The organism is Neorhizobium galegae (genome assembly GCF_021391675.1).
Taxonomy (GTDB): Bacteria; Pseudomonadota; Alphaproteobacteria; order Rhizobiales; family Rhizobiaceae; genus Neorhizobium; species Neorhizobium galegae_B.
This window is the reverse complement of the sequence record NZ_CP090095.1, coordinates 4,520,001-4,540,722: the sequence shown is the minus strand read 5'-3', so window position 1 is coordinate 4,540,722 and position 20,722 is coordinate 4,520,001. Positions and strand designations below refer to the sequence as shown.

15 protein-coding genes and 1 riboswitch (1 of these 16 running past the window's edge) are annotated in these 20,722 nt (G+C 63.1%); of the genes, 3 read left to right on the top strand and 12 right to left on the bottom strand.

The features are described 5' to 3' along the window. Window positions 1-17 precede the first annotated feature (17 nt). Window positions 18-1,802 carry an alpha/beta fold hydrolase gene (locus tag LZK81_RS22230; protein ID WP_233954703.1) on the top strand — a complete coding sequence of 595 codons (1,785 nt, stop codon included), beginning with the start codon at window positions 18-20 and terminating at the stop codon, window positions 1,800-1,802. Here LZK81_RS22230 and LZK81_RS22225 read toward each other — a convergent pair. From LZK81_RS22225 to LZK81_RS22205, 5 genes are read right to left on the bottom strand one after another with little or no spacing between them, the layout of a single operon-like run. Further along, on the bottom strand, window positions 1,770-4,256 hold the full coding sequence (locus LZK81_RS22225) for a glycosyl hydrolase 2 galactose-binding domain-containing protein (RefSeq protein WP_233954702.1): 2,487 nt from the start codon (window positions 4,254-4,256) through the stop codon (window positions 1,770-1,772). The two genes, LZK81_RS22230 and LZK81_RS22225, sit on opposite strands and share 33 nt — an antisense overlap. After that, window positions 4,253-5,236 carry a DUF1839 family protein gene (locus LZK81_RS22220; RefSeq protein ID WP_046628469.1) on the bottom strand — a complete coding sequence of 328 codons (984 nt, stop codon included), beginning with the start codon at window positions 5,234-5,236 and terminating at the stop codon, window positions 4,253-4,255. Before LZK81_RS22220 ends, LZK81_RS22225 begins: the two co-directional genes overlap by 4 nt. A 4-nt stretch (window positions 5,237-5,240) precedes the next feature. After that, window positions 5,241-6,152: an amino acid--[acyl-carrier-protein] ligase gene (locus tag LZK81_RS22215; RefSeq protein ID WP_233954701.1), complete on the bottom strand. Its 912-nt coding sequence runs from the start codon at window positions 6,150-6,152 to the stop codon at window positions 5,241-5,243. Window positions 6,153-6,201: 49 nt separating this feature from the next. Next, window positions 6,202-7,383: an acyl-CoA dehydrogenase family protein gene (locus LZK81_RS22210; protein WP_233954700.1), complete on the bottom strand. Its 1,182-nt coding sequence runs from the start codon at window positions 7,381-7,383 to the stop codon at window positions 6,202-6,204. A 1-nt stretch (window position 7,384) separates the two neighbouring features. After that, a complete protein-coding gene (locus LZK81_RS22205) occupies window positions 7,385-7,636 on the bottom strand; it encodes an acyl carrier protein (protein ID WP_046606773.1) in 252 nt (83 codons plus the stop codon). A gap of 179 nt (window positions 7,637-7,815) precedes the next feature. After that, window positions 7,816-7,948, top strand: a riboswitch (TPP riboswitch). A gap of 99 nt (window positions 7,949-8,047) precedes the next feature. Here LZK81_RS22205 and thiC point away from each other — a divergent pair. After that, window positions 8,048-9,859 (top strand): phosphomethylpyrimidine synthase ThiC, encoded by a 1,812-nt coding sequence (thiC, locus tag LZK81_RS22200; protein ID WP_233954698.1) that lies wholly within the window; start codon window positions 8,048-8,050, stop codon window positions 9,857-9,859. Window positions 9,860-10,603: 744 nt separating this feature from the next. On the opposite strand, the gene LZK81_RS22195 is transcribed toward thiC, so the two are convergent. Both LZK81_RS22195 and epmA read right to left on the bottom strand, forming a co-directional pair. Continuing rightward, window positions 10,604-11,650: a lysine-2,3-aminomutase-like protein gene (locus LZK81_RS22195; protein WP_233954697.1), complete on the bottom strand. Its 1,047-nt coding sequence runs from the start codon at window positions 11,648-11,650 to the stop codon at window positions 10,604-10,606. Continuing rightward, the gene (gene epmA, locus LZK81_RS22190) at window positions 11,647-12,717 is read right to left on the bottom strand and encodes an EF-P lysine aminoacylase EpmA (RefSeq protein WP_233954695.1); all 1,071 of its coding nucleotides are present in this window, start codon (window positions 12,715-12,717) and stop codon (window positions 11,647-11,649) included. The genes LZK81_RS22195 and epmA overlap by 4 nt, the downstream gene beginning before the upstream one ends. Window positions 12,718-12,882: 165 nt before the next feature. On the opposite strand from epmA, the gene efp reads away from it, so the two are divergent. Next, window positions 12,883-13,452 (top strand): elongation factor P, encoded by a 570-nt coding sequence (gene efp, locus LZK81_RS22185; RefSeq protein ID WP_038547065.1) that lies wholly within the window; start codon window positions 12,883-12,885, stop codon window positions 13,450-13,452. Window positions 13,453-13,552: 100 nt separating this feature from the next. On the opposite strand, the gene LZK81_RS22180 is transcribed toward efp, so the two are convergent. From LZK81_RS22180 to LZK81_RS22160, 5 genes are all read right to left on the bottom strand, one after another. Beyond that, window positions 13,553-14,980 carry an efflux transporter outer membrane subunit gene (locus LZK81_RS22180; RefSeq protein ID WP_046606748.1) on the bottom strand — a complete coding sequence of 476 codons (1,428 nt, stop codon included), beginning with the start codon at window positions 14,978-14,980 and terminating at the stop codon, window positions 13,553-13,555. A 132-nt stretch (window positions 14,981-15,112) separates the two neighbouring features. After that, complete coding sequence (locus LZK81_RS22175; protein WP_233954693.1) at window positions 15,113-18,211, bottom strand: efflux RND transporter permease subunit; 3,099 nt, start codon at window positions 18,209-18,211, stop codon at window positions 15,113-15,115. A 50-nt stretch (window positions 18,212-18,261) separates the two neighbouring features. Further along, window positions 18,262-19,458: an efflux RND transporter periplasmic adaptor subunit gene (locus LZK81_RS22170; protein ID WP_046612047.1), complete on the bottom strand. Its 1,197-nt coding sequence runs from the start codon at window positions 19,456-19,458 to the stop codon at window positions 18,262-18,264. A 166-nt stretch (window positions 19,459-19,624) separates the two neighbouring features. Further along, complete coding sequence (locus LZK81_RS22165; protein WP_046606751.1) at window positions 19,625-20,227, bottom strand: TetR family transcriptional regulator; 603 nt, start codon at window positions 20,225-20,227, stop codon at window positions 19,625-19,627. A 44-nt stretch (window positions 20,228-20,271) separates the two neighbouring features. Further along, window positions 20,272-20,722: the 3' end of a phosphoribosylaminoimidazolesuccinocarboxamide synthase gene (locus LZK81_RS22160; RefSeq protein WP_046606752.1), read on the bottom strand. Its footprint extends 500 nt past the window's final position; only the last 451 of its 951 coding nucleotides appear in the window; its start codon lies off the right edge, out of view; the stop codon is at window positions 20,272-20,274.

Genomic DNA, 20,722 nt, shown 5'->3' with positions numbered 1-20,722 from the left:
CCGGGGAAACCTCGCCCTTGCCTCAACGCTCGGCTTCGCAACCGCTGACGTTCGGCGGCACTGTCGGGCTTTTCACGCCATCGTCCGCGGGAACCGCGCCGTCCGGCGTGGCGGTGCTGTTTGCCAGCCCCTGGGGACTGGAGGAAATGTGCACGCGCAAGTTCTGGCGCATCATTTCGGAAAGGCTTGCCGATCGCGGCATTGCCAGCCTGCGGTTCGATTATCCGGGTACCGGCGATGCGCTTGACGACCTCGATTTCGAGGGCGGGCTTTCCGTCTGGTCCGACAGCCTCGTTTCCGCTGCCACGCATCTCAAGGCGCTTTCCGGCTGCGATCGGATCGTCCTCGTTTCGCAAGGCCTGGGGGCCGTGGTCGCGACCAAGGCCGCCGACAGGCTCGACGATCTGGCCGGCATCGCCTATATGGCGCCGGTCGTTTCCGGTCGCCTGCATATTCGCGAGCTTGCGGTCTGGTCCAGGGTGGTGGATGAAAATCTGGGCCTTGCCGACGAGCAGCGCGACAAGACCGGCGTGTCCATCGCCTCCCTCACCATGCCCGGCCAGATCGCCGACGAGGTTCGGAAGGTCAATCTGCTGATGATCGATCGGCCGGCCGCGCCGCGCGTTCTGGTGGTCGGACGGGCCGACCGGCCGGCCGACACGCAATTCGCCGCGCGGCTCCGGGCGCTCGGGGCGGATGTAACCGAGCAGGCTTTCGAAGGTTACGACCAGCTGGTCTCCAATCCGGCGATTGCGAGACTTCCGCTCCCGGTGGCGGACAAGCTGGCGGACTGGATCGTTGCGTTACCCGGTGAGGCACCCTCCGCGGTACACCGCCCGCCGGTGCAGGCGGAGCCGCTCGTCGGTGACGGTTTCACGGAAACCCCGGTTCGTTTCGGCCTCGACGATCGGCTGTTCGGGGTCCTCTGCGAGCCGAATCACGGCCGCGCGGGCGCCACGGTGCTTTTCCTGACATCGGCCTATGACAGGCATGCCGGCTGGGGCCGCACGACGGTGGCGCTGGCCCGGTCGCTGGCCCGCTCCGGCATTCCTTCGCTGCGTTTCGATACGGCCAATGCGGGAGATAGCCCGCCGGTGCCGGGTCGGCCGGAGCAGGTCCTTTATCATTCCACCCAAAATGCCGATGTATCGGAGGCGATCGACTTTCTCCAAAGCCGTCGCCTGACGCCGGTCGTGACCGCAGGCCGCTGCAGCGGTGCCTATCTCGGCTTCCAGGCCTCGGTCGCCGAACCTCGCATCGCCGGCAATGTATCCGTCAATCCCGCCGTGTTTCGCTGGTCGCCTGGCCGTTCGGTCGAGGATGCGATCGTCAACGGCACGCGCAGCCTGCAGGACTATCGCAGGCGGGCCCTGCGAGCCGAAACGTTCAAGCGCATCATCCGAGGTGAGGTCGATACCATTGTCGCGGCCCGCAATATCGCGAAGGGTCTCGGCAACCGAGCCAAGCACAAGATCCTGCATGCCTTTCGTGGTTTCCTGCCGGAGGGCCGGGCGATCTACGGCACTTTCCGCACCCTCCACCAGCGCGGCACCTCCATTTCGCTGATCTATAGCGAAAATGATCTCGGCCTCGAACAATACGACTTCTATTTCGGCCATGACGGGTCCGGATTGAGCCGTTTCCCCAATGTATTGGCGGAGATCATTCCGGATGCCGACCACAATCTGACGCCGGAGCATGCCCGGGCTGCCTATCTCAAGGCTCTCAGGCAAATGGCTTTCCGTTTTCCGCTGGAAGAGCTCGCCTATTCAAAAACGCAGGATTCGATCGCCGCCGAGTGAACGGATCGTGCCGCCGGGCCTGCCGGCGGCCTCCGGGAGTGCGGCAAGGCGGATGCGCCTGATTGCCCCCGGCGCCAGGTGAAAGCCATTGTCCGAGGGACGATAACCGGCGCATTCGATGCTGACCGATTGCGCAAAGATGTCCGTCGAAAGCTCCAGCCAGAACTCTCCGTCGCCCTCTGCAACCGAAACCGCAATCTCGGCATCATGGAAAGCGCGGACGCGTCCGAGCGGGAAATGGAAAGCCTCCGCGACAATCTCCCCCGTTTGCGCATGTTTCAGCCGCGCAACCGTCACGTCGTGAGAGGGCGGGCCGAAACGGTAGGCGTAATTGGTGTCGAAGAAGGCGCCGAACAGATCGGTCGAGGCGATGCTTTCGCTGCTGCGAGAAACAAGCGTCAGGTCTCGGCGGCCGGATACAACGGGCATCTTGCCGTCCCGCAGGCAGGCCAATTCCAGAACGACCGGCAGGTCGGCGGGCGTTTCGTTGATGAGATGGACATCCAGCCCATTGGTGCCCTCGTCGGCAAATATGGCCTGGACCGGCCGGAAGGCCCGCTTCAGCGCGAACCAGGCAGGTTTCGGCCTGCGGTCGACGCCGACCACGCCCCAGCCGGGACCGTGCATGACATCCTGGAAGGTAAAGGCCAGCGCGCCGTTGCAGGTCGATCCGGGCCGGCGCCATTCGGCGAAAGCGATTTCCATCACCTCCCCGGTCACGGCGCGGGAGAGGGCGATATATCGTTCCGGCTGCTGCGCACGCAACGTCCGCGGATCGGCATCGTAAAGGATGCCGAGGTAATGATCGCGAACGTCCTCGAAATCCCAGTCCACCCCGGCATCACGGGGGATTCCGGACTTGCCGCCGGCCAGCGTTTCCGAGTCGGAGAGGTTTGAAAATGCCAGGCATTCGGCTGCGAAACGGATGTTTGCCCGCCGCGCATCCTCGAGCGGCCGCTTGTAGGCGCCGACACCGTAATAATGGGCGACGCCGGCATTCGGGTAGAAAGGCAAGGCGCCGCCGGAGGGCGAATTCGCCACATAGGGCAGGTCCGGCCGGCAATCGGCTGCCAAGGCAGGAAGGATCTCCTCGCAGAGCAGACCTTTCCAGATCCGTTCCGGCAGGCCCAGCATGGCGCCTTGCTGATAGATTTCGCTGCCGCCGCAAAGGACCGCAAGCGACGGCGAGGCCTGCGTCGCCGCCAGGAACTGCCCGACTTCCGTTTTCACGTGAATCACGAAATCCGGATCGCCGGCAGGATAGTCGAAATTGGCGAACATCAGATCCTGCCAGACCAGCAGGCCGAGTTCGTCGCACAGCGCGAAGAAATCCGGGCTTTCATAGGTGGCGATGCCCGGAATGCGAATCATGTTCATGCCCGCGTCTTTGGCGAGCCTGAGCCAGGGCTCATAGCCGGCGCGATCGCCCGGCAGACCGACGATATCGGCGGAGGTCCAGACGGCGCCGCGGCAGAATATCTTCTCGCCGTTGACGATGACGGCGAAATCGTCGCCGTCCGTGCCACGATCTATCCGGATGTTGCGGAAGCCGGTGCGGGCGAGGGGAAAATCTTTGCCGTCGATCCGGAGCGCCACGTCGTAGAGGGCCAGTTCGCCATGGGTATGCGGCCACCAGGGTTTGACGCCGGGAAGGTGCAGCTCGGCGGAGTATTTTCCTTCGTCGTAGGTGAACGCAGCTTCGTGACCGGCGCAGATGAGGTGGAGGTTGTGACTAAGCTCGTCATCGGCAAAGCTCACCTTCAGGAGACCTTCACCATCTTCGCCGAGTGCGGCTGAGAAGCTGAAATCCCTTCTCTCCGCAGCGATGTAAGGGAAGACGGCGCCCCATCCGATCTCCCCCGCAAGGGGGGAGAAGGAGCCGGCGCCGCCAATCAGAAAAACCGGCCGCCATGGCCCCGCGGCATGGACCTCCGGGCTCCAGCCTGGCATGAAGCCGAGCGCCGTGGTGCGGACAAATCTCAAGCCCTGGTTGTTCATCAGCCGCGGCCGCCAGCGGGCACGGGAGCCTGTCCTTTCCAGATGCGGCTTCAGCGCGCGGAAGCAGATCGATAATGTTTCCGTGCCCGTCAGTTCCACCGCGACATCGTGGCTTTCGAACATGCTTGTCGAGGACAGGATCAGCGTCTCGCCGAGAAACACATCGGCGACAGTCGCAAGCCCGGCAAACCGCAGGATCGCCGGCCCGGGCGCTTCACCGGCAAGCCGGCAGCGATACCAGACATCCCTGTCGATCAGCGGCTCGGGATTGTTGCGGTCGAAGCGGCCTGTGGCTTCCAGGGCGGCGGCGACCGTGCCGGGCACCATGGCCGGGAGGTATTCCAGGTCCGGAGGAAGATCGGACGGCAGGGAGCAGGCGCCAGGCTCGGTCAACGCCAGAGACCAGCCCTCGGCAAGAAGGCTGGTCTCTGATCCGATCGGGATAAGAAGGCTCACGCGGCCTCGCGGGCGTGGCTCAGCGTCGATGCCAGGTCCCCCATCAGCAGGTCCCAGGCGTCGGCGGCCGGATCGAGCGCTGTTGCCAGCGGCTCGAACTTCTTGCGGGTAAGGGCGCGGGCAAGCTGGAACTGGGTGGATTTCGCCACTTCCGAGATCCTCAGCGCCTGCTGTTCAGGCTGGGCGAACGCCTTGTGGTTCAGCCAGGCGAGATGGCTCGCCAGCAGCTCGAAATTGGCGCCGATCTGCCGGAGCGTGTTGAACGCGTATTTGTGAAAGAAGCCGAAATCCCTCTCGGCGATCCGCTCCACCTGCGCCGGGAAGATCTTCCCGAACGCTCGGATCGGATTCTCTTCCGGCCGCCGGGGAAAATGGTGCCTGAGCAGCTTCCAGGCGGTTTCGCGAATTTCCCTCGCGTCCGGATAGGCGGCGGGGAACTTGGCGAACTCGGTATAGGGCAGGAAGGGCAGCGCCTCGGGGCCGGCGTTCAACTGGAACAGGCCATCGAAATCGTCGCCGGAAAGGGTGAAGAAGCCGCCATTGTGGAAATAGTCGAGCTCGCGGCGTTCGAGGTCCAGCCGGTTGATCGCGACCGTCGTCTTGCCGTGTTCCTGGCGATAGGCGACGCCGCGCGTATCGGGCAGATAAAAGCTGTCGAGTTCGAGCAGCGTCAGTCGGCCGCGACGGATCTGCTCCGTAACATGCCATTCCGGCCGGTCGAAGATCGCCAATTCGGTCACGCGGATGCCGAACAGGGTCTCGAGGTCTTCGAGCGGCACCTTGAAGAAGGTGAACTGGTCGCCTTCGAAATCCTGGGTCAGGGTGAAGCCGAGCATGGCTTCCGGCGGCAGACCCTGTGCCGAAAGCACCTCTATCCACAGATCGACGTAACAATTCGTCTCCGGCCACATGCGCTCGGCCGAATGCAGCGCATGCGTCCTGTAGTTCGCCGGATCGAGCGCCGGAAATACCGCCGTCATTGGATCAGCCCCAGAGCGTGGCGCGGACGGAGCCCGGCCACTCTTTTACGTCCAGACCGTGGGTGTGGAAGAGCGCAAGCGCGATGCGTTCGAGGCCGAAACCGACGCAGGCCGTGTGAGCGACGCTGCCATCCTCCAGGTTGAGGCCCCATTTCAGGCCGAAACTGTCCTGATGATAGTTAAAGCTCATGCAGGCGGTGGGCTTGGCGACAGAGGTGATCGGGATCAGCAGTTCGAATTTCAGGTTCTGGTCGCGCTGGTTGTTGACCAGCATCTTGCCGGCGCGGCCGAAGAACGGGTCGTTGGCGATGTCGATCTCCACCTCGAGGCCGAGCGACTTCATCATCTCGACCCCGCGATCCATCCACAGCTGGCGGAAGTCGGTGACGTGGCTCTCGGTGCCCATGCAGACATATTCGCGCATGCGGAAAAGTTGCTGGCGGGCCGGATCCTTGGAGGGCTCGTGGCGGAAGCAGTAGCTCTGCAGGTCGAAGAGAGCGCCGCCGGCGGGCAGGCTGCCCCGCCGCGCGACGGTCGGATAGAGCGGATAGCAGGCGGCCGGCGTCAGCACGATGTCGGTCGCTTCCTGGCCCTTGGTCCAGTCCTCCTCGCCGACTTCCATGCATTTCAGCAGGCTCATATGGTCGAGTTCGTTGCCGCAGAACGAATGCACCGTGCCGGCGAGCTGCGGAAAGCTCTTCATATAGCCGCTGGTCTCGAAGAAGGCGCGGTTCATGCCCGGCGGGAAGCGCATCGCCTCGGCACCGTCGCTACCGCCGACTTTGTCGATCAACCGCTCGAAGGCGGCGATGACGTCTTCGAACTGGCCGCTGCGGCCATACAGTCCGTCGACGCCCGTCTCGATCAGCAGGCCTGCATCGAACAGGCGGTCGAGAAATGAAACTTGCATATCCATGGCTTTACCTCATTCTTTTCAATGGTTTACATATGAAATGATCGGGGCGTCAGCCGAGCAGGCTGGTGTCCGGTTTCTGAACGAGCAGCATGGTCGACGTATTGCCGAGGATGCGGTCGTTGGAAATCATCAGCTGGGCGGAATGCGCGTCGCGCAGATGCCGGCCGAGACTGTAGGGCGTGCCGTTCTTGTAGCCCATGATGCCGCAGATGATCATCGCCTGGTTGATGATGGTCAGGATCGTCTCGGAGGAGGCGAGCTTGACGTTGTTCATGGCGATCGAAAACGCCATGGACGACAGCTGGTCGTGATCGGCCTTGGCATCCGCGTAGATCCTGAGGCCGGAGAGGATGCCGGCCTTGAGGAGCTGCAGCAGGTTCGAGGCTTCGGCGAGCCTCAGCGCGCCGGGCGGCTGGGTGCCACCCGCCTTGCGGGCGGCGGCGCGTACGAAAGCCTGGGCGCGCAGTACCGCATCGGCGGCGATCCCGTACCAGACCGCGCTCCAGAGGAGATGCGAGGTGGCGAGCATCGATTGCGCCGCGATCTCGGCGAACGGCTTCGGAAAGATCTGGACGGACGGCGCCTCGCCCCTGAAGAGGAAACCGTCGGAGCAGGTGCCGCGCATGCCGAGCGTATCCCAGTCGACGGTCTTCTGCAGGGTATACTGGCCTTGCTTGAAGACGGTCATGACCTGGTCGGTCGGTGCGGCCTTCTCGTTGGAGCGAGAGGTGACCATGATCGCATCGGCGTGGGCGCCGTAGGAAATCACCGTCGCATCCTTGGTCAGCCGGCAGGTGTCGCCGTCGACCTCGATCGCGCAGATCGAGTTGCGCATGTTGCCGCCGATGCCGCCCTCGGTCGTCGCGGAGGCGACGAGAAGCTGGCGGCCGGCAAGCTCGCGCATGAAGTCCCTATGCCATTCGCTGTCGCCGCCGTGCTCGACGAGGCTCGAAACCTTGATCTGGTGCATGGCGAAAACCATGGCGCTCGCGGCGCAGGCCTGTCCCAGGATGGAGCAGACCTCGGCGATCTCGGCGATCGAAGCGCCCTCGCCGCCGAACGCGGCCGGGATCTGGATGCCGATCAGGCGCTCGGCCCTCATGGCATCGACCGCCTCGCGCGGGAAGCGGCCGTCATGATCGACGCGGTCGGCAAATTCGGCCGCTACGGTTGCCACGCGGTGAGCGCGGGCGCTCAGGCTCATGTCGGCGGCAAAGGCGGGGAGGCTCATCTCAAGCGGCCTCGCGCGCTTTCAGGATATGCGAAACCGTCTGCTCGATCGCGGCTATGCTGGCGAAGGACTTGCGGTTCAAAAGGCTGTCGGGAAACTCGATGTCGAAGGCCTCTTCCAGGCCCAGCATCAGTTGTACGGATGCAAATGAGGAGAGGCCGGCCGCATAAAGATCGGCGCCGTCTTCCAGCTCGGTCACCGCGACCGGAAGGCCGCCTACCCGTGTGAGCAATTCGCGAATGGTCTCGTTCATCTCGACGTCTCCGGATCGTTCGAATTCTGCGTTCATCGCTGGGGACGTTATTACGCAGGAAAGCCTAAGATTCCGGCAATAAACGTCGTGAAGTTAGGGCTGCGGGATTCCGTAAAATCCGATCGATCGCCATCGGCATGGGCCGGCTTGACATCAACGGCCCGCGGGTTTCTGATGGCGTCATTCACCAGGGGGGTCCCGTCAAGGGGCTGAGATACTGCTGGTCGGACCGGCTTTGGCCGGCCGAGGCGCAGTGACCCGTTGAACCTGATCCAGTTCATACTGGCGTAGGGACGGTGCGGGCGCTGCGGCAGCGAGGACGGGAAACCGTCCTTCGGATTCCGAGGTGTTTTTCCATCATTCCAACACTGGAACTGGGTCTCCAAACGTCAAACCTTGGAGCCTCGAGCCATGAATATCGCAACCACCAAGCTCACCCCGGTCGTCACCACCGGCCCGCTTCCCGCTTCCACGAAGGTCCTGAAAGCAGGAACGATCCATCCGGACATCCGCGTGCCGATGCGGCAGATCGCGTTGCATCCGACCTCCGGCGAACCGCCGGTCACCGTCTACGATTCCTCCGGTCCCTATACCGCCGACGGCGCCGCGATCAGCATCGATGCCGGCCTGGCTCGCCTGCGCGAAAGCTGGATTGTCGCCCGCGGCGATGTCGAGGCCTATGAGGGCCGCATCGTCAGGCCGGAGGACAACGGCTTCGTGTCCGGCAGCCACCTGACGCCGGAATTCCCGGTCCGCAACCAGCCTTTCAAGGCGAAGGCGGGCAGGGCCGTCACCCAGCTCGCCTATGCGCGGGCCGGCATCATCACGCCGGAGATGGAATTCGTCGCCATCCGCGAGAATCTCGGCCGGCAGGCGGCCAGCGAGCCGCCCGTCCGCGACGGAGAAAGTTTCGGCGCCCATGTGCCGGACTTCGTGACGCCCGAGTTCGTTCGGCGCGAAGTCGCCGAAGGCCGGGCGATCATTCCCGCCAACATCAACCATCCCGAATCCGAACCGATGATCATCGGCCGCAACTTCCTGGTGAAGATCAATGCCAATATCGGCAATTCGGCCGTCACCTCGTCGATGGCCGAGGAAGTCGAGAAGATGGTCTGGGCGATCCGCTGGGGCGCCGATACGGTCATGGACCTGTCGACCGGCCGCAACATCCACAATATCCGCGACTGGATCATCCGCAATTCGCCCGTGCCGATCGGCACCGTGCCGCTCTACCAGGCGCTCGAAAAGGTGAACGGCATTGCCGAAGACCTGACCTGGGAGGTCTATCGCGACACGCTGATCGAGCAGGCCGAGCAGGGCGTCGACTACTTCACCATCCATGCGGGCGTGCGGCTCGCCTATATCCCGCTCACGGTCAACCGCGTCACCGGCATCGTTTCCCGCGGCGGCTCGATCATGGCCAAGTGGTGTCTGCACCACCACAAGGAGAGTTTTCTCTACGAGCATTTCGAGGAGATCTGCGACATCGCCCAGGCCTACGACGTGTCGTTCTCGCTCGGCGACGGTCTTCGCCCGGGTTCGATCGCCGACGCCAACGATGCGGCCCAGTTCGCGGAACTGGAGACCCTCGGGGAGCTGACGAAGATCGCCTGGGCGAAGGATTGCCAGGTGATGATCGAAGGCCCCGGCCATGTGCCGATGCACAAGATCAAGGCCAACATGGACAAGCAGCTCGCGGTCTGCGGCGAGGCGCCGTTCTATACGCTCGGGCCGCTGACCACCGATATCGCGCCGGGCTACGACCACATCACGTCGGGGATCGGGGCTGCGATGATCGGCTGGTTCGGCACCGCCATGCTCTGCTACGTGACGCCCAAGGAACATCTCGGCCTGCCGGATCGCAACGACGTCAAGGTGGGGGTCATCACCTACAAGATCGCGGCGCATGCCGCCGATCTCGCCAAAGGCCATCCGGCGGCGCAGGTGCGCGACGACGCGCTGTCGCGCGCCCGCTTCGAGTTCCGCTGGGAGGACCAGTTCAACCTCTCGCTCGATCCGGAAACGGCGCGCTCGATGCATGACGAGACGTTGCCCAAGGAGGCGCACAAGGTGGCGCATTTCTGCTCCATGTGCGGCCCGAAATTCTGCTCGATGCGGATTTCCCACGACATCCGCGCCGAAGCGCAGAAGGAGGGGCTGGAAGCCATGGCCGCCAAATACCGCGACGGCGGCGATCTTTACATGCCGGTCGAGAAGGGGTGAGCTGATCCTGCGCCCTTCGATGACGAGGCGAGTTCAGCCCGCTGCCTTGCAGCCCAGCCAATCTCCCCTCAAGAGCAGGGCGATCCCATGAAGGCATGGGGCGGCGCGTGGAGCCCCTCCCCCTTGCGGGGAGGGGTTGGGGAGGGGACTTCATCCAGCATCAAAACCCCTCCCGCCTGCCGGCCACCCTCCCCACAAGGGGGAGGGTTAAGAATGCCGCGCTGCCGCACATTCCATATGTGATGGCTCTGACCTGGTGGGAGATGCCCGGCAGGCAGAGGAGGCTTACGCGGCACGCCAAATTTTTCCGGTTTTAGTTTCCCCGCCCTTCTGCGCTATGCCTACAATCCCCCCGCTTCCGTCGCCGGAGTGTTTCGCGAGACGTTCGCGGGCAGGCGGGGGCCGGCGCCCTGGTTGGACCTGTAACGTGCAGGAAAGGTCAGGGAGGTGAAAGCCATGGAGGGTGCGCTGAAAGGCAAGCCTTCCTATCAAGCCTCCCCCTGGCCACCGGGCCGGGTTCGGTTGAGCCGTGCAAGTGGCAGGATTTCCCGAAAGGAGATCGCGAACGAAGCCACGCAGTGGGGCGAGGTGATCACCTGTAGGGGCCGGAAGCCCCGAAAAGACGCCGAAGGCCACGCGAATGCGGAGCCACCATTAAAAAATCAATCGAGGTTCCGCATTCGTGTGGGCTCTCCAAACAGGCCAAGCCACGGGCGCACTTCGCCGCGTGAACAAGAACCCGTGTCATTTCGGAGGATACGCATGCTCCCCGCCGCGGAAATCGCTGACGGAATAACATCCGCCTTCGCCGCGCACGGCGCTTTCGCCGATCACCGCCTTGCCGTGGCCGCCGGGGATATCCAGGACATAGGTGGGCTGGCAGAGGCCGGAGATGGTGCCGCGCAGCGCCGAGACGATCTTCTGGCCCTCGGCGATATCCAGCCGGAAGTGGCTCGTACCCGGGGCGAGGTCGGGATGGTGCAGGTAATAGGGCTTGATCCGGGTCTCGACGAAAGCCTTCATCAGGTCGCCAAGCACCGCCGGATCGTCATTGACGCCGCGCAAGAGCACCGTCTGGCTCACCATCGGAAAACCGGTATCGACCAGGCGGGAGCAGGCGGCACGGGCGGCGTCGGTCATTTCGCGCGGATGGTTGGCGTGCAGCGCGATGTAGACCACCTTGCCGCTTTCCTTCAGTGCCGCAATCATTGCCGCGTCGATGCGCTCCGGTTCGACGACGGGCACCCGCGTGTGGAAGCGGACGATCTTTACATGGGGAATCTCTGCAAGGCCGCGCATGATGGCAGCAAGCCTTCTCGGCGAAAGCACCAGCGGATCGCCGCCGGTGAGGATCACTTCCCAAATCTCCGAATGCTCGCGGATATAGGCGAGTGCCGCCGACAGCTCTTCAGGCGCCAGCGTTCCGTCGCCTTGTGGCCCGACCATCTCGCGGCGGAAGCAGAAGCGGCAGTAGACCGGGCAGATATGCACGGCCTTCAGCAGCACCCGGTCCGGATAGCGGTGAACGATGCCCTTGACCGGGCTGTGCGCCTGATCGCCGATCGGGTCGGCACGCTCTTCCGGCGTCGTCAGCAGTTCGGCCGGATCGGGGACGAATTGCCGGGCGATCGGATCCTGCCGGTCTGTGCGGTCGATGAGCGAAACCACGGTCGGTGTCAGGGCGATGGCATAATGATCCGCCACCGCACGAATGGAGGCAAGTTTTTCGGGTTCGATCAGTCCGGCGGATACCAGATCATCGGCGGCCTTCAGTGAACGCGTTGCGGTCATCCAAGCACCTCCGCGACCGGCGCCCACATGACCTGTTCGATATGGGTCGCACCCGTTGCCAGCATGGCGAGCCGGTCGAAGCCGAGTGCGGCGCCGCTTGCGTCGGGCATGATCGAAAGCGCGTCGAGAAAGTCTTCGTCGAGCGGATAACGTTCGCCGTAGATGCGGGATTTCTCGGCCATCTCGTGCTCGAAACGGCGGCGTTGTTCGCCGGCGTCGGTCAGTTCCCCAAAGGCATTGGCAAGCTCGACGCCGCAGGCATAAAGCTCGAAACGTTCGGCGACCCGCGGATCACGGGCGGAAGGGCGGGCAAGCGCTGCTTCGCAAACCGGGTATTCATGGAGGATCGTCGCGCGGTCCTGGCCGAGATGCGGCTCGACCTTCTCGACCAGAACCTTGCTGAAAAGGTCTGCCCAGGTGTCGTCTTCGGCAAAGCGAATATCGGCCTTTTTCAGGCCGGCCGCCAAAAGGTCCCTGTCGGTATCGCCGTTCGTCGCGACGGAGGCGAGCAGGTCGATGCCAGCGAACCGGTCGAAGGCTTCAGCGAGCGTCAGGCGTTCCGGCTCGGCGAAAGGGTCGACTTCCATCCCGCGGAAGGCAAAGCGCCCGGTCCTGGTGGTATCGGCGACCAGTGCCAGCATCTCGGCGCAATCGGCCATCAGCTGTTCGTAGCTTTCGCCGACGCGGTACCATTCCAGCATGGTGAATTCCGGATGGTGCAGCGGCCCGCGTTCCCGGTTGCGATAGACATGCGCGAAGGTGAAGATACGCTTCTCGCCGGCGGCCATCAGCTTCTTGGCGGCGAATTCCGGCGACGTGTGCAGATAGAGCGGCGCCCTGCCGCCATCGATGGCGACCGCTTCGGTTGCGAAGGCATGCAGATGTGTCTCGTTGCCCGGGGAAACCTGGAGCGTCGCCGTATCGACCTCGATGAAATCGCGCTCGGAGAAGAAGTCGCGCAACGCCGTCTGGACCGCGTTGCGGCCCATCAGGAAGGGCCGGCGGTCGGCATGGTTTGCCGGCGTCCACCAGGGCGAGCGGGATATGGCAGGTCGCGACGAGCTCATTTGCGGCTTTCTTCGCCGGTTCTCCCCGGCAAGGCTTCCACTTTGCGCGGTTTTAGAGTAGTTCCGGCCGGAAAACAGACGATCCGTCCTTCGGGCCGGTTATCGCCCGGTCCTCTACGACGCATTTTCGGCAGTTACAAGCCGGTTCGCACCACAAGGAATCCCATGGTCAAGGTCATCGCCTCTTCCGTCCGCAAGGGCAACGTCATCGATGTGGACGGCAAGCTTTATGTCGTTCTCACCGCCGAGAACTTCCACCCCGGCAAGGGCACGCCTGTCACGCAGGTCAATATGCGCCGCATCGTCGACGGCGTGAAGGTGTCCGAGCGCTGGCGGACGACCGAGCAGGTCGAGCGCGCCTTCGTCGAGGACGTCAACCACCAGTTCCTCTATGAAGACGGCGAAGGCTTCCACTTCATGAACCCGGAAAACTACGACCAGGTCGTGGTGGACGTGGACACGATGGGCGACCAGAAGGCCTATCTTCAGGAAGGCATGACCTGCGTTCTGTCCATGCACGAAGGCATCGCGCTGGCTCTTCAGCTGCCGCGCCACGTCACGCTCGAGATCGTCGAGACCGAACCGGTCGTCAAGGGCCAGACTGCTTCCTCGTCCTACAAGCCGGCCATGCTGTCGAACGGCATCCGTACCGCGGTTCCGCCGCATGTCGATGCCGGCACCCGCGTCGTGATCGCCACCGAAGACAATTCCTACGTCGAGCGCGCCAAGAACTGATCGTCGAATCGATCGTCCCCGGCCTTTCCGGGCGTGATAAAAAAACCTCCGAAGCGCTGGCTCCGGAGGTTTTTTATTGTCGGTTATGCTGAGGCCGAGGCTACTTCTTGACGACCACAGACGCGACCTTGGTATCGGTCTTGCCGAAGGCGTAACCGCCGCCGATCGCCACATTGAGCGAGACGTAGTCCTGCGCCATCTGACGCACGGCGGCAGCGAGGTTCGACTGGGCGGTCGAGACCTCACGCTGGGCATCGAGAACGTCGAGCAGCGAGGAGGCGCCGTCACGATAGCTGGCGGTACCGAGCTGGAGGGCTTCTTCGTAGGACTTCACAGTTGCCTGAAGTGCGGAAACCGTGCGGCTGTCGCGAGCGACAGCGGCCAGTGCATTTTCCACTTCCTCGACCGCGTTCAGAACCGCCTGCTTCCAGGCGAGATACTGTCCGCGAGCGCTGGATTCGGCGATCTTGACGTTGCCGCGCAGACGGCCGCCGTCGAAGATCGGCAGGCTCAGCTGCGGACCGAAGGACCAGGTCAGGGCCCGGGTATCCAGGCTGCCGGCAATGGCGTTGTATCTCGGAGAAATGGAGCCTCCGAGCGTAATGGCCGGATAGAGCTGGGCCTCGGCAACGCCGATTTCGGCGACAGCCGATGCGAGGTTGCGTTCCGCCGCACGGATGTCCGGACGGTTGCGGATCAGGTCCGCCGGGATGCCGGCCTTGGTGCTGAAGCGGGCGACCGGCTGGCGGGCGCCCTTCTGCAGTTCAGGAACGAGCGTCGATGCAGGCATGGCGAGAAGCGTGGCGACACGGTGCGCCGCGCCGCGGAAACTCGTCTCCAGGCCCGGAATTTCTGCGATCGTCGAATTGACCAAGCCTTCCGACTGGACGACATCGAGGCGAGACGCCGCGCCGGCATCAAGCTGGAGCTTGGTGAGGCTCAGCGTTTCGCGCCGCGAATCGAGGTTGCGTCGGGCAATCGCGATGCGCTCCTGATAGTAGCGTACGTCGATATAGGCCGCGGCGATCTGAGACAGGAACGAGAGACGTGCGACGTCCTCGCTGGCATAGGCAGCATCGAGGCTTGCGAGCGCACTTTCCTTGGAACGCCTGTAGAGGCCGAAAAGATCGAGGAACCAGGACGCATCGGCAGTGCCCGCCGTCACGGTCGTCCGCGAGAACGAACCGGGGTCGGTACGAGTGCCGGCGGTCGTGCTGGCGGCCGAGAGATCCAGCGACGGGAGAGCGCCCGCGCCGGCGACGGTGACGTTGGCCTGGGCAGACGTGATCCGCTCCATGGCCTGGAGGATATCGAGGTTCTGGCCGATCCCCTGATTTACATAGCCGTTCAGACGGCTGTCATTAAATGCGGTCCACCAGGCAACCTGCGAAACATCGCCGTTGCTGGTCTTGCCGGCTTCGGCAAATTTGCCCGGAAGAGCAATTTCCGGCGCCTTGTGATCTGGACCGACGACGCAGCCCGAAAGCAGCAGCATAGTGAGAGGAGCAACAACACGAATGGATAACATTTTTCTGTCCCAGTGCCCTACAACGCGTGGAAGGTCAGCACTCATGCCTCTTCCGATTGTCCCGTCAGCAGCGATTCGTACAGCTTCTGACGGCATTAAAGGTCGAATACGTTAACGAACGTAATCGTCATCCTACTCTTTTTCACGCTTTGATAACCGTCTAACGACAACAAAGAAGGACGGAACGAAGAAAATTCCGAGAAGTGTTGCAGAAAGCATACCACCCAGCACGCCGATGCCGATGGCGTTCTGCGCGGCAGATCCGGCGCCGGTTGCGATCGCCAGCGGCACGACGCCGAGGATGAAAGCGAGGGATGTCATGACGATCGGCCTCAGGCGCAGGCGTGCTGCCTCAAGGGTCGCCTCGATCAGGCTCTTCCCGCCTACCTGACGATCCTTGGCGAATTCGACGATCAGAATGGCGTTCTTCGCCGCCAGGCCGATCGTCGTCAGAAGCCCGACCTTGAAGTAGACGTCGTTCGACTGGCCGAAGAAATACGCGGCGGAAAGCGCACCGAGCACGCCGATCGGCACGGCCAATATGACCGAGAACGGGATCGACCAGCTTTCATAAAGTGCCGCAAGGCAGAGGAAGACGATCAGGACCGATAGCGCATAAAGCATCGGCGCCTGGGAGCCGGACAGCCGTTCCTGATAGGAAATGCCCTGCCAGGCCACCGAATAACCGCCAGGCAGTGCGGATGTCAGCCTCTGCATCTCGTCCATGGCCTGGCCGGTGCTGACGCCAGGACCCGCCGCGCCGTCGAAAGGAATGGCGCTGGTGCCGTTGAAGCGCGCAAGTTGCGGCGTGCCGTTGATCCACTGGACGGTGCTGAAGGAGGAGAAGGGTACCATCTCGCCGCTATTGTTGCGGGCGAACCAGTGTTTCAGGTCGTCCGGCTGCATACGGTAGGGCGCATCGCCCTGGACATAGACCGGCTTCAGCTCGTTGTTGAGGGTGAAGTCGTTGACGTCGCGCCCGGCGAAGATGGTCGCCAGCATCGAGTTGACCGAAGCGAGGTCGACGCCCATCGCGCCCAGCTTTTCCTGGTCGAGCAGGATCTTGAGCTGGGTTTCGGACCGCTGGGTGCTGCTGCGCAGCGAACTGATGTTGGGATTGCCGGTGCCGGCCTGGATGAGCTGCTGCGATGCCGTGGTCAGCGCCGCATTGCCGTTGTTGCCGCTGTCGACCAGGTACATGGAGAAGCCGCTCGACGTGCCCAGTCCCTGGATGGCCGGCGGCAGCAGCGCGAAGACCTGCGCGTCGCGGATGGTGAAAAAATAGCCGCTCGCCCGCTGGACGATAGCTGCGGCGGACTGCTCCGGCCTGGTTCGCTCGGCGAAATCCTTGAGCTTGGTGAAGACGATCGCGTTGTTCTGGCCGCTTCCGCTGAAGCTGAAGCCGAGGACGCCGAATACAGCATCCACATTGTCCTTTTCCTTTTCGAGGAAATAGGCCTCGACCTTCTTGACCGCTTCGTCGGTGCGGGGCGTGGTGGCGCCGACGGGCGTCTGGATAATGGTCAGCAGAACGCCCTGGTCTTCCTGCGGAAGGAAGGAATTCGGCAGCTTGGTGAAAAGCCAGGCGCAGCCGCCGATCACCAGCAGGAACACCAGCATCACACGGAACGGGCGCTTCAGGAGATAACCGATGGTGCTGACGTACCCGCTCGTGGAACGCTCGAAGCCACGGTTGAACAGGGCGCCGATACCGCGACGTTTCTTGTGATGGTCGATCGGCTTCAGCATGGTGGCGCAAAGCGCCGGCGTCAGCACGATGGCGACCAGAGCGGAAAGCAGCATGGCGGACACGATGGTGATCGAGAACTGGCGGTAGATGATGCCGGTCGAGCCGCCGAAAAAGGCCATCGGGATAAACACCGCCGTCAGGACGAGCGCGATGCCGATGATGGCGCCGGTGATCTCGCCCATGGACTTTTCGGTCGCTTCGAGCGGACTCAAGCCCTCTTCGTCCATGATGCGCTCGACGTTCTCGACGACGACGATGGCATCGTCGACGAGAAGGCCGATCGCCAGAACCATGGCGAACATCGTCAGGGTGTTGATGGAATATCCGGTTATCGCCAGGACCCCGAACGTGCCGAGCAGGACGACGGGCACCGCAATCATCGGGATCAGCGTTGCACGCAGATTTTGCAGGAAGACGAGCAGGACGACGAAAACCAGGATGATTGCTTCGATGAGCGTGTGGACGACCTTTTCGATCGAAAGCTGCACGAAGGGCGTCGTGTCGTAGGGATAGGTGATCTCCACGCCGTCTGGAAGATGGGGTCCAATGTCGGTCAGCGCCTCCCTGACGCGTGCGGCGGTATCGAGAGCGTTGGCGCCGGTCGCGAGGTTCACGGCGAAACCCGTGGACGGCAGGCCGTTCTGGCGGGAGCCGCCGCCATAACTCTCTTCGCCGATCTCGACGCGGGCGACATCGCTGAGCCGCACCGTCGCGCCGTCCTGTTCGACCTTGAGGATGATCCGCTCGAAATCGTCGACCGTCGTCAGCTGGCTTTGCGCGGTCATGGTGACCGTGAGCTGCTGCTCCGCCTTGGCCGGAAGACCGCCGAGCGCGCCGACCGAAACCTGGGTGTTCTGGGATTGGATCGCGGACGTCACATCCGCGGGCGTCAGCTGGTATTTCTGCAGCTTGTAGGGATCGAGCCAGACCCGCATTGCGTAACCGGACCCGAAGATATCGATGCTGCCGACGCCTTCCAGGCGCTTGACCTGATCCTCGATCTGCGTGGAAAACAGGTCGCCGAGATCGACGGAGCTTCGCTTCTTGTCGGTCGAAACCAGGGCGCCGACCATCAGGATGCTCGAGGTCGAACGGGCGACCTCGAGACCCGCCTGCTGCACGACATCGGGAAGCTGCGATTGCACCAGCTGCAGCTTGTTCTGCACCTGCACCTGGGCGATGTCCGGAAGGACGCTGCTGCCGAAGGTCAGCGTGACGGTGGCGCGGCCGGTCGAGGAGGACGAGGTCATATAGGTGAGGTCGTCGAGGCCGGTCATGCCGTCCTCGACGATCGTCGTAACCGATTTCTCGACGGTTTCCGCGCTTGCGCCGTTGTAGCTTGCCGTGATCCTGACCGTGGTCGGCGCGATGTCGGGATATTGCGAGATCGAGAGCGTCGCGATGGCGAGCGCGCCGCCGAGCATAATGACGATCGCGATGACCCAGGCGAATACCGGTCGCCGGATAAAGAACTTGGCCATTCAGATTATTCCTTGCCGCGTTTCGTCATGATCGGTTCCGCTCAGGGCCTTCACGGCTTTGCCGCGGCTGGTTTCGGCGCCTCGACGACAAAACCCTTGTCGTTGATGGTCGCCTCGACCGGTTGAACCGTGGCGCCATCGGCGATCCACTGGAAGCCGTCGACGACCAGGCGATCGCCATCGGTTACACCCTGCGTAACCAGCCAGTTGTTGCCGGAAACGCTGCTGGCCGGGAAGATGCGGGTCTCGACCTTGCCGTCCGCCGTGACGAACTTGGCGGAAAGTTCTCCGCGGGCATTGCGCGTCGCGGCGCGCTGCGGGATCAGGTAGCCGCTCTCGTTGCCGAGGGTGACCGTGGCGCGCACATAAGTGCCCGGCAGGATCATGTCGTTGGGGTTATCGAACAGCGCGCGGATCTGATAGGTGCCGGTGGTTTCGCTGACGGCCATGTCGGCCATGTCGAGCTTGCCGGTCATGGGATAGTCCGTCCCGTCTTCCAGAGCAAGGCGGATATCCGCCTTGCGCGGATCGCCGCTCAAGCGGCCGGAAGCCATGGCCGAGCGCAGCTCAAGAAGATTGGTGCTGGAATCGATGAGGTCGATATAGACCGGATCGAGGCGGCGGAGCGTCGTCAGCGCCGTTGTCTGGTTGGCGGTAACGATATTGCCGATGCTGACATTGGAGATCGACGTGACGCCGTCGAAGGGCGCACGGATTTCGGTCAGGTCGAGATTGATCTGGGCGGCATTGAGCGCGGCATTGGCCTGAGCCACATCCGCCTGGGCCTGAAGAAGCGTCACCCGCGCGCTCTCATATTCGATCTGCGTCGCACCGCTGTTGACCAGCCGCTCATAGCGGGAGAGGTTCGCCTGGGCGCTCGGGATACTGGCTTCCGCCTTCGAGACGGTCGCCTTCGCCTGGGCGACCTCGGCCGCATAGGTGCTGTCCTCGATCTTGTAGAGAAGGTCTCCGGCCTTGACCTCGTTGCCCTGCTTGAAGGCGATCTCCTTGATCTCCCCGGTGACGCGCGGGCGGATGTCGGCAATCTGGAAGGGTGCCGCCCGGCCCGGCAGGACGGCCGTGATCGGCTGCTCGGACTTCTTCATGATCACCACGCTGACCGGCTGCGGCGGGCGTTGCGGCGCGCCGCCAGCCGCACCGTTGCCGGCCGGCGTCTGGCCCGAATCGCTGCAGGCAGCGAGTGCTGCGGAAAGAAGCAGGGAAAGTATCAGTTTGCGTCCGGTCATGGCGTCATCCAAGGCAAAACATCTGGGCGATCGCCTCGGCAAGCGGGATGTGCCGGGGCGGAAGACGGGGAGATTAACCCGTCTCAGGCGGTCGGAACAGTGGTGGTCGAAAACGGAAGTTCGACCAGCGTTCCAGGTTCGCGAAAGTGACGTAAATATAAAACCGTCACTTGGCAAGCGGATTTTGCAGCGCAGCATTCACAAGTCTGGCAAGGCCATTGCAGCGGTCATGCAATTCCGCCTCACCGGCCTTGGCCAGAAGGACCGGATGGAGCACGCTCGCAAAGGCGGCCGCTACATGCTGGCTGATCGCCTGCGGGTCGGTACATTTGTAGGCGCCGCTTTCGACACCCTGCCGTATCAGATCGGTGAACAGGTTCTCGATCAGCCGCTTGTAATGCTGGCCGCTGGGGAGATCCGCCTCCGACATCAGGAAAATCATCTCGAACAGGAAGGGATTGTCGCGGAGGTCCTGGAGATGTGCCTCCATCAGCTTGCGGACGACGATCGCCAGCCGCTCCGGCGCCGGTGCCGGCTCGTCGAGCGTCTCGAACCGGCCGATCATGCGGCTGATATGCCGGTCGCAGATGGCATCCGCCAACGATGCCTTGGAATGGAAATGCTTGAAGATGTTGGCGGGCGACATATGCAGCGCATGGGCGACGTCGGCGATCGAACACTTGGCAATCCCCCGTTCACGGAAGAGCGTCTCTGCCGTGTTGAGGATATCGCCCCGGGTTTCTTCCGCCTTGCGTCTCGGTCTGCGCACTCTGTCCTCTTTACAATACCGGATCGGTTTTCCGGCCAATTTGTTCAACGCGTGCTGAAATAGGGCGCCAGATTGCTGCGGATACGGTCGAGCACGGTCGCGCCGCTGGTATCGGGCACGAAAGTCTCGCCGGTGATCGTCTCGTAAGCCGTGCGATAGACCTTGGCGGTCTCATCGACGAGCTCGGCGGGGATCGCGGGGATCTCATCCTTATAGGGGTCGCAACGCTCGACCACCCAGGCGCGGATGAAATCCTTGTCGAAACTCTTCGGCCGCGTGCCGTTGCGGAAGGCCTCGTCGTAGCTGTCGGCGATCCAGTAGCGGCTGCTGTCCGGCGTATGGATCTCGTCGGCAAGAATGATGGTGCCCTCGGCATCGGTGCCGAACTCGTATTTGGTATCGACGAGAATCAGGCCGCGTTGCGCCGCCAGTTGCTGGCCGCGTGCAAAAAGCGCGAGCGCATAACCGGAGAGGGTCGCCCACTGCGCGGCGGTC

Excerpts from the sequence above, each read along its gene's own strand:
- LZK81_RS22195 (WP_233954697.1), bottom strand. The coding sequence starts at position 11,650 with ATGACCGCAACGCGTTCACTGAAGGCCGCCGATGATCTGGTATCCGCC.
- LZK81_RS22180 (WP_046606748.1), bottom strand. The coding sequence starts at position 14,980 with ATGTTATCCATTCGTGTTGTTGCTCCTCTCACTATGCTGCTGCTTTCG.
- LZK81_RS22175 (WP_233954693.1), bottom strand. The coding sequence starts at position 18,211 with ATGGCCAAGTTCTTTATCCGGCGACCGGTATTCGCCTGGGTCATCGCG.
- thiC (WP_233954698.1), top strand. The coding sequence starts at position 8,048 with ATGAATATCGCAACCACCAAGCTCACCCCGGTCGTCACCACCGGCCCG.
- LZK81_RS22210 (WP_233954700.1), bottom strand. The coding sequence starts at position 7,383 with ATGAGCCTCCCCGCCTTTGCCGCCGACATGAGCCTGAGCGCCCGCGCT.
- efp (WP_038547065.1), top strand. The coding sequence starts at position 12,883 with ATGGTCAAGGTCATCGCCTCTTCCGTCCGCAAGGGCAACGTCATCGAT.
- LZK81_RS22215 (WP_233954701.1), bottom strand. The coding sequence starts at position 6,152 with ATGGATATGCAAGTTTCATTTCTCGACCGCCTGTTCGATGCAGGCCTG.
- LZK81_RS22220 (WP_046628469.1), bottom strand. The coding sequence starts at position 5,236 with ATGACGGCGGTATTTCCGGCGCTCGATCCGGCGAACTACAGGACGCAT.
- LZK81_RS22170 (WP_046612047.1), bottom strand. The coding sequence starts at position 19,458 with ATGACCGGACGCAAACTGATACTTTCCCTGCTTCTTTCCGCAGCACTC.
- LZK81_RS22205 (WP_046606773.1), bottom strand. The coding sequence starts at position 7,636 with ATGAACGAGACCATTCGCGAATTGCTCACACGGGTAGGCGGCCTTCCG.
- epmA (WP_233954695.1), bottom strand. The coding sequence starts at position 12,717 with ATGAGCTCGTCGCGACCTGCCATATCCCGCTCGCCCTGGTGGACGCCG.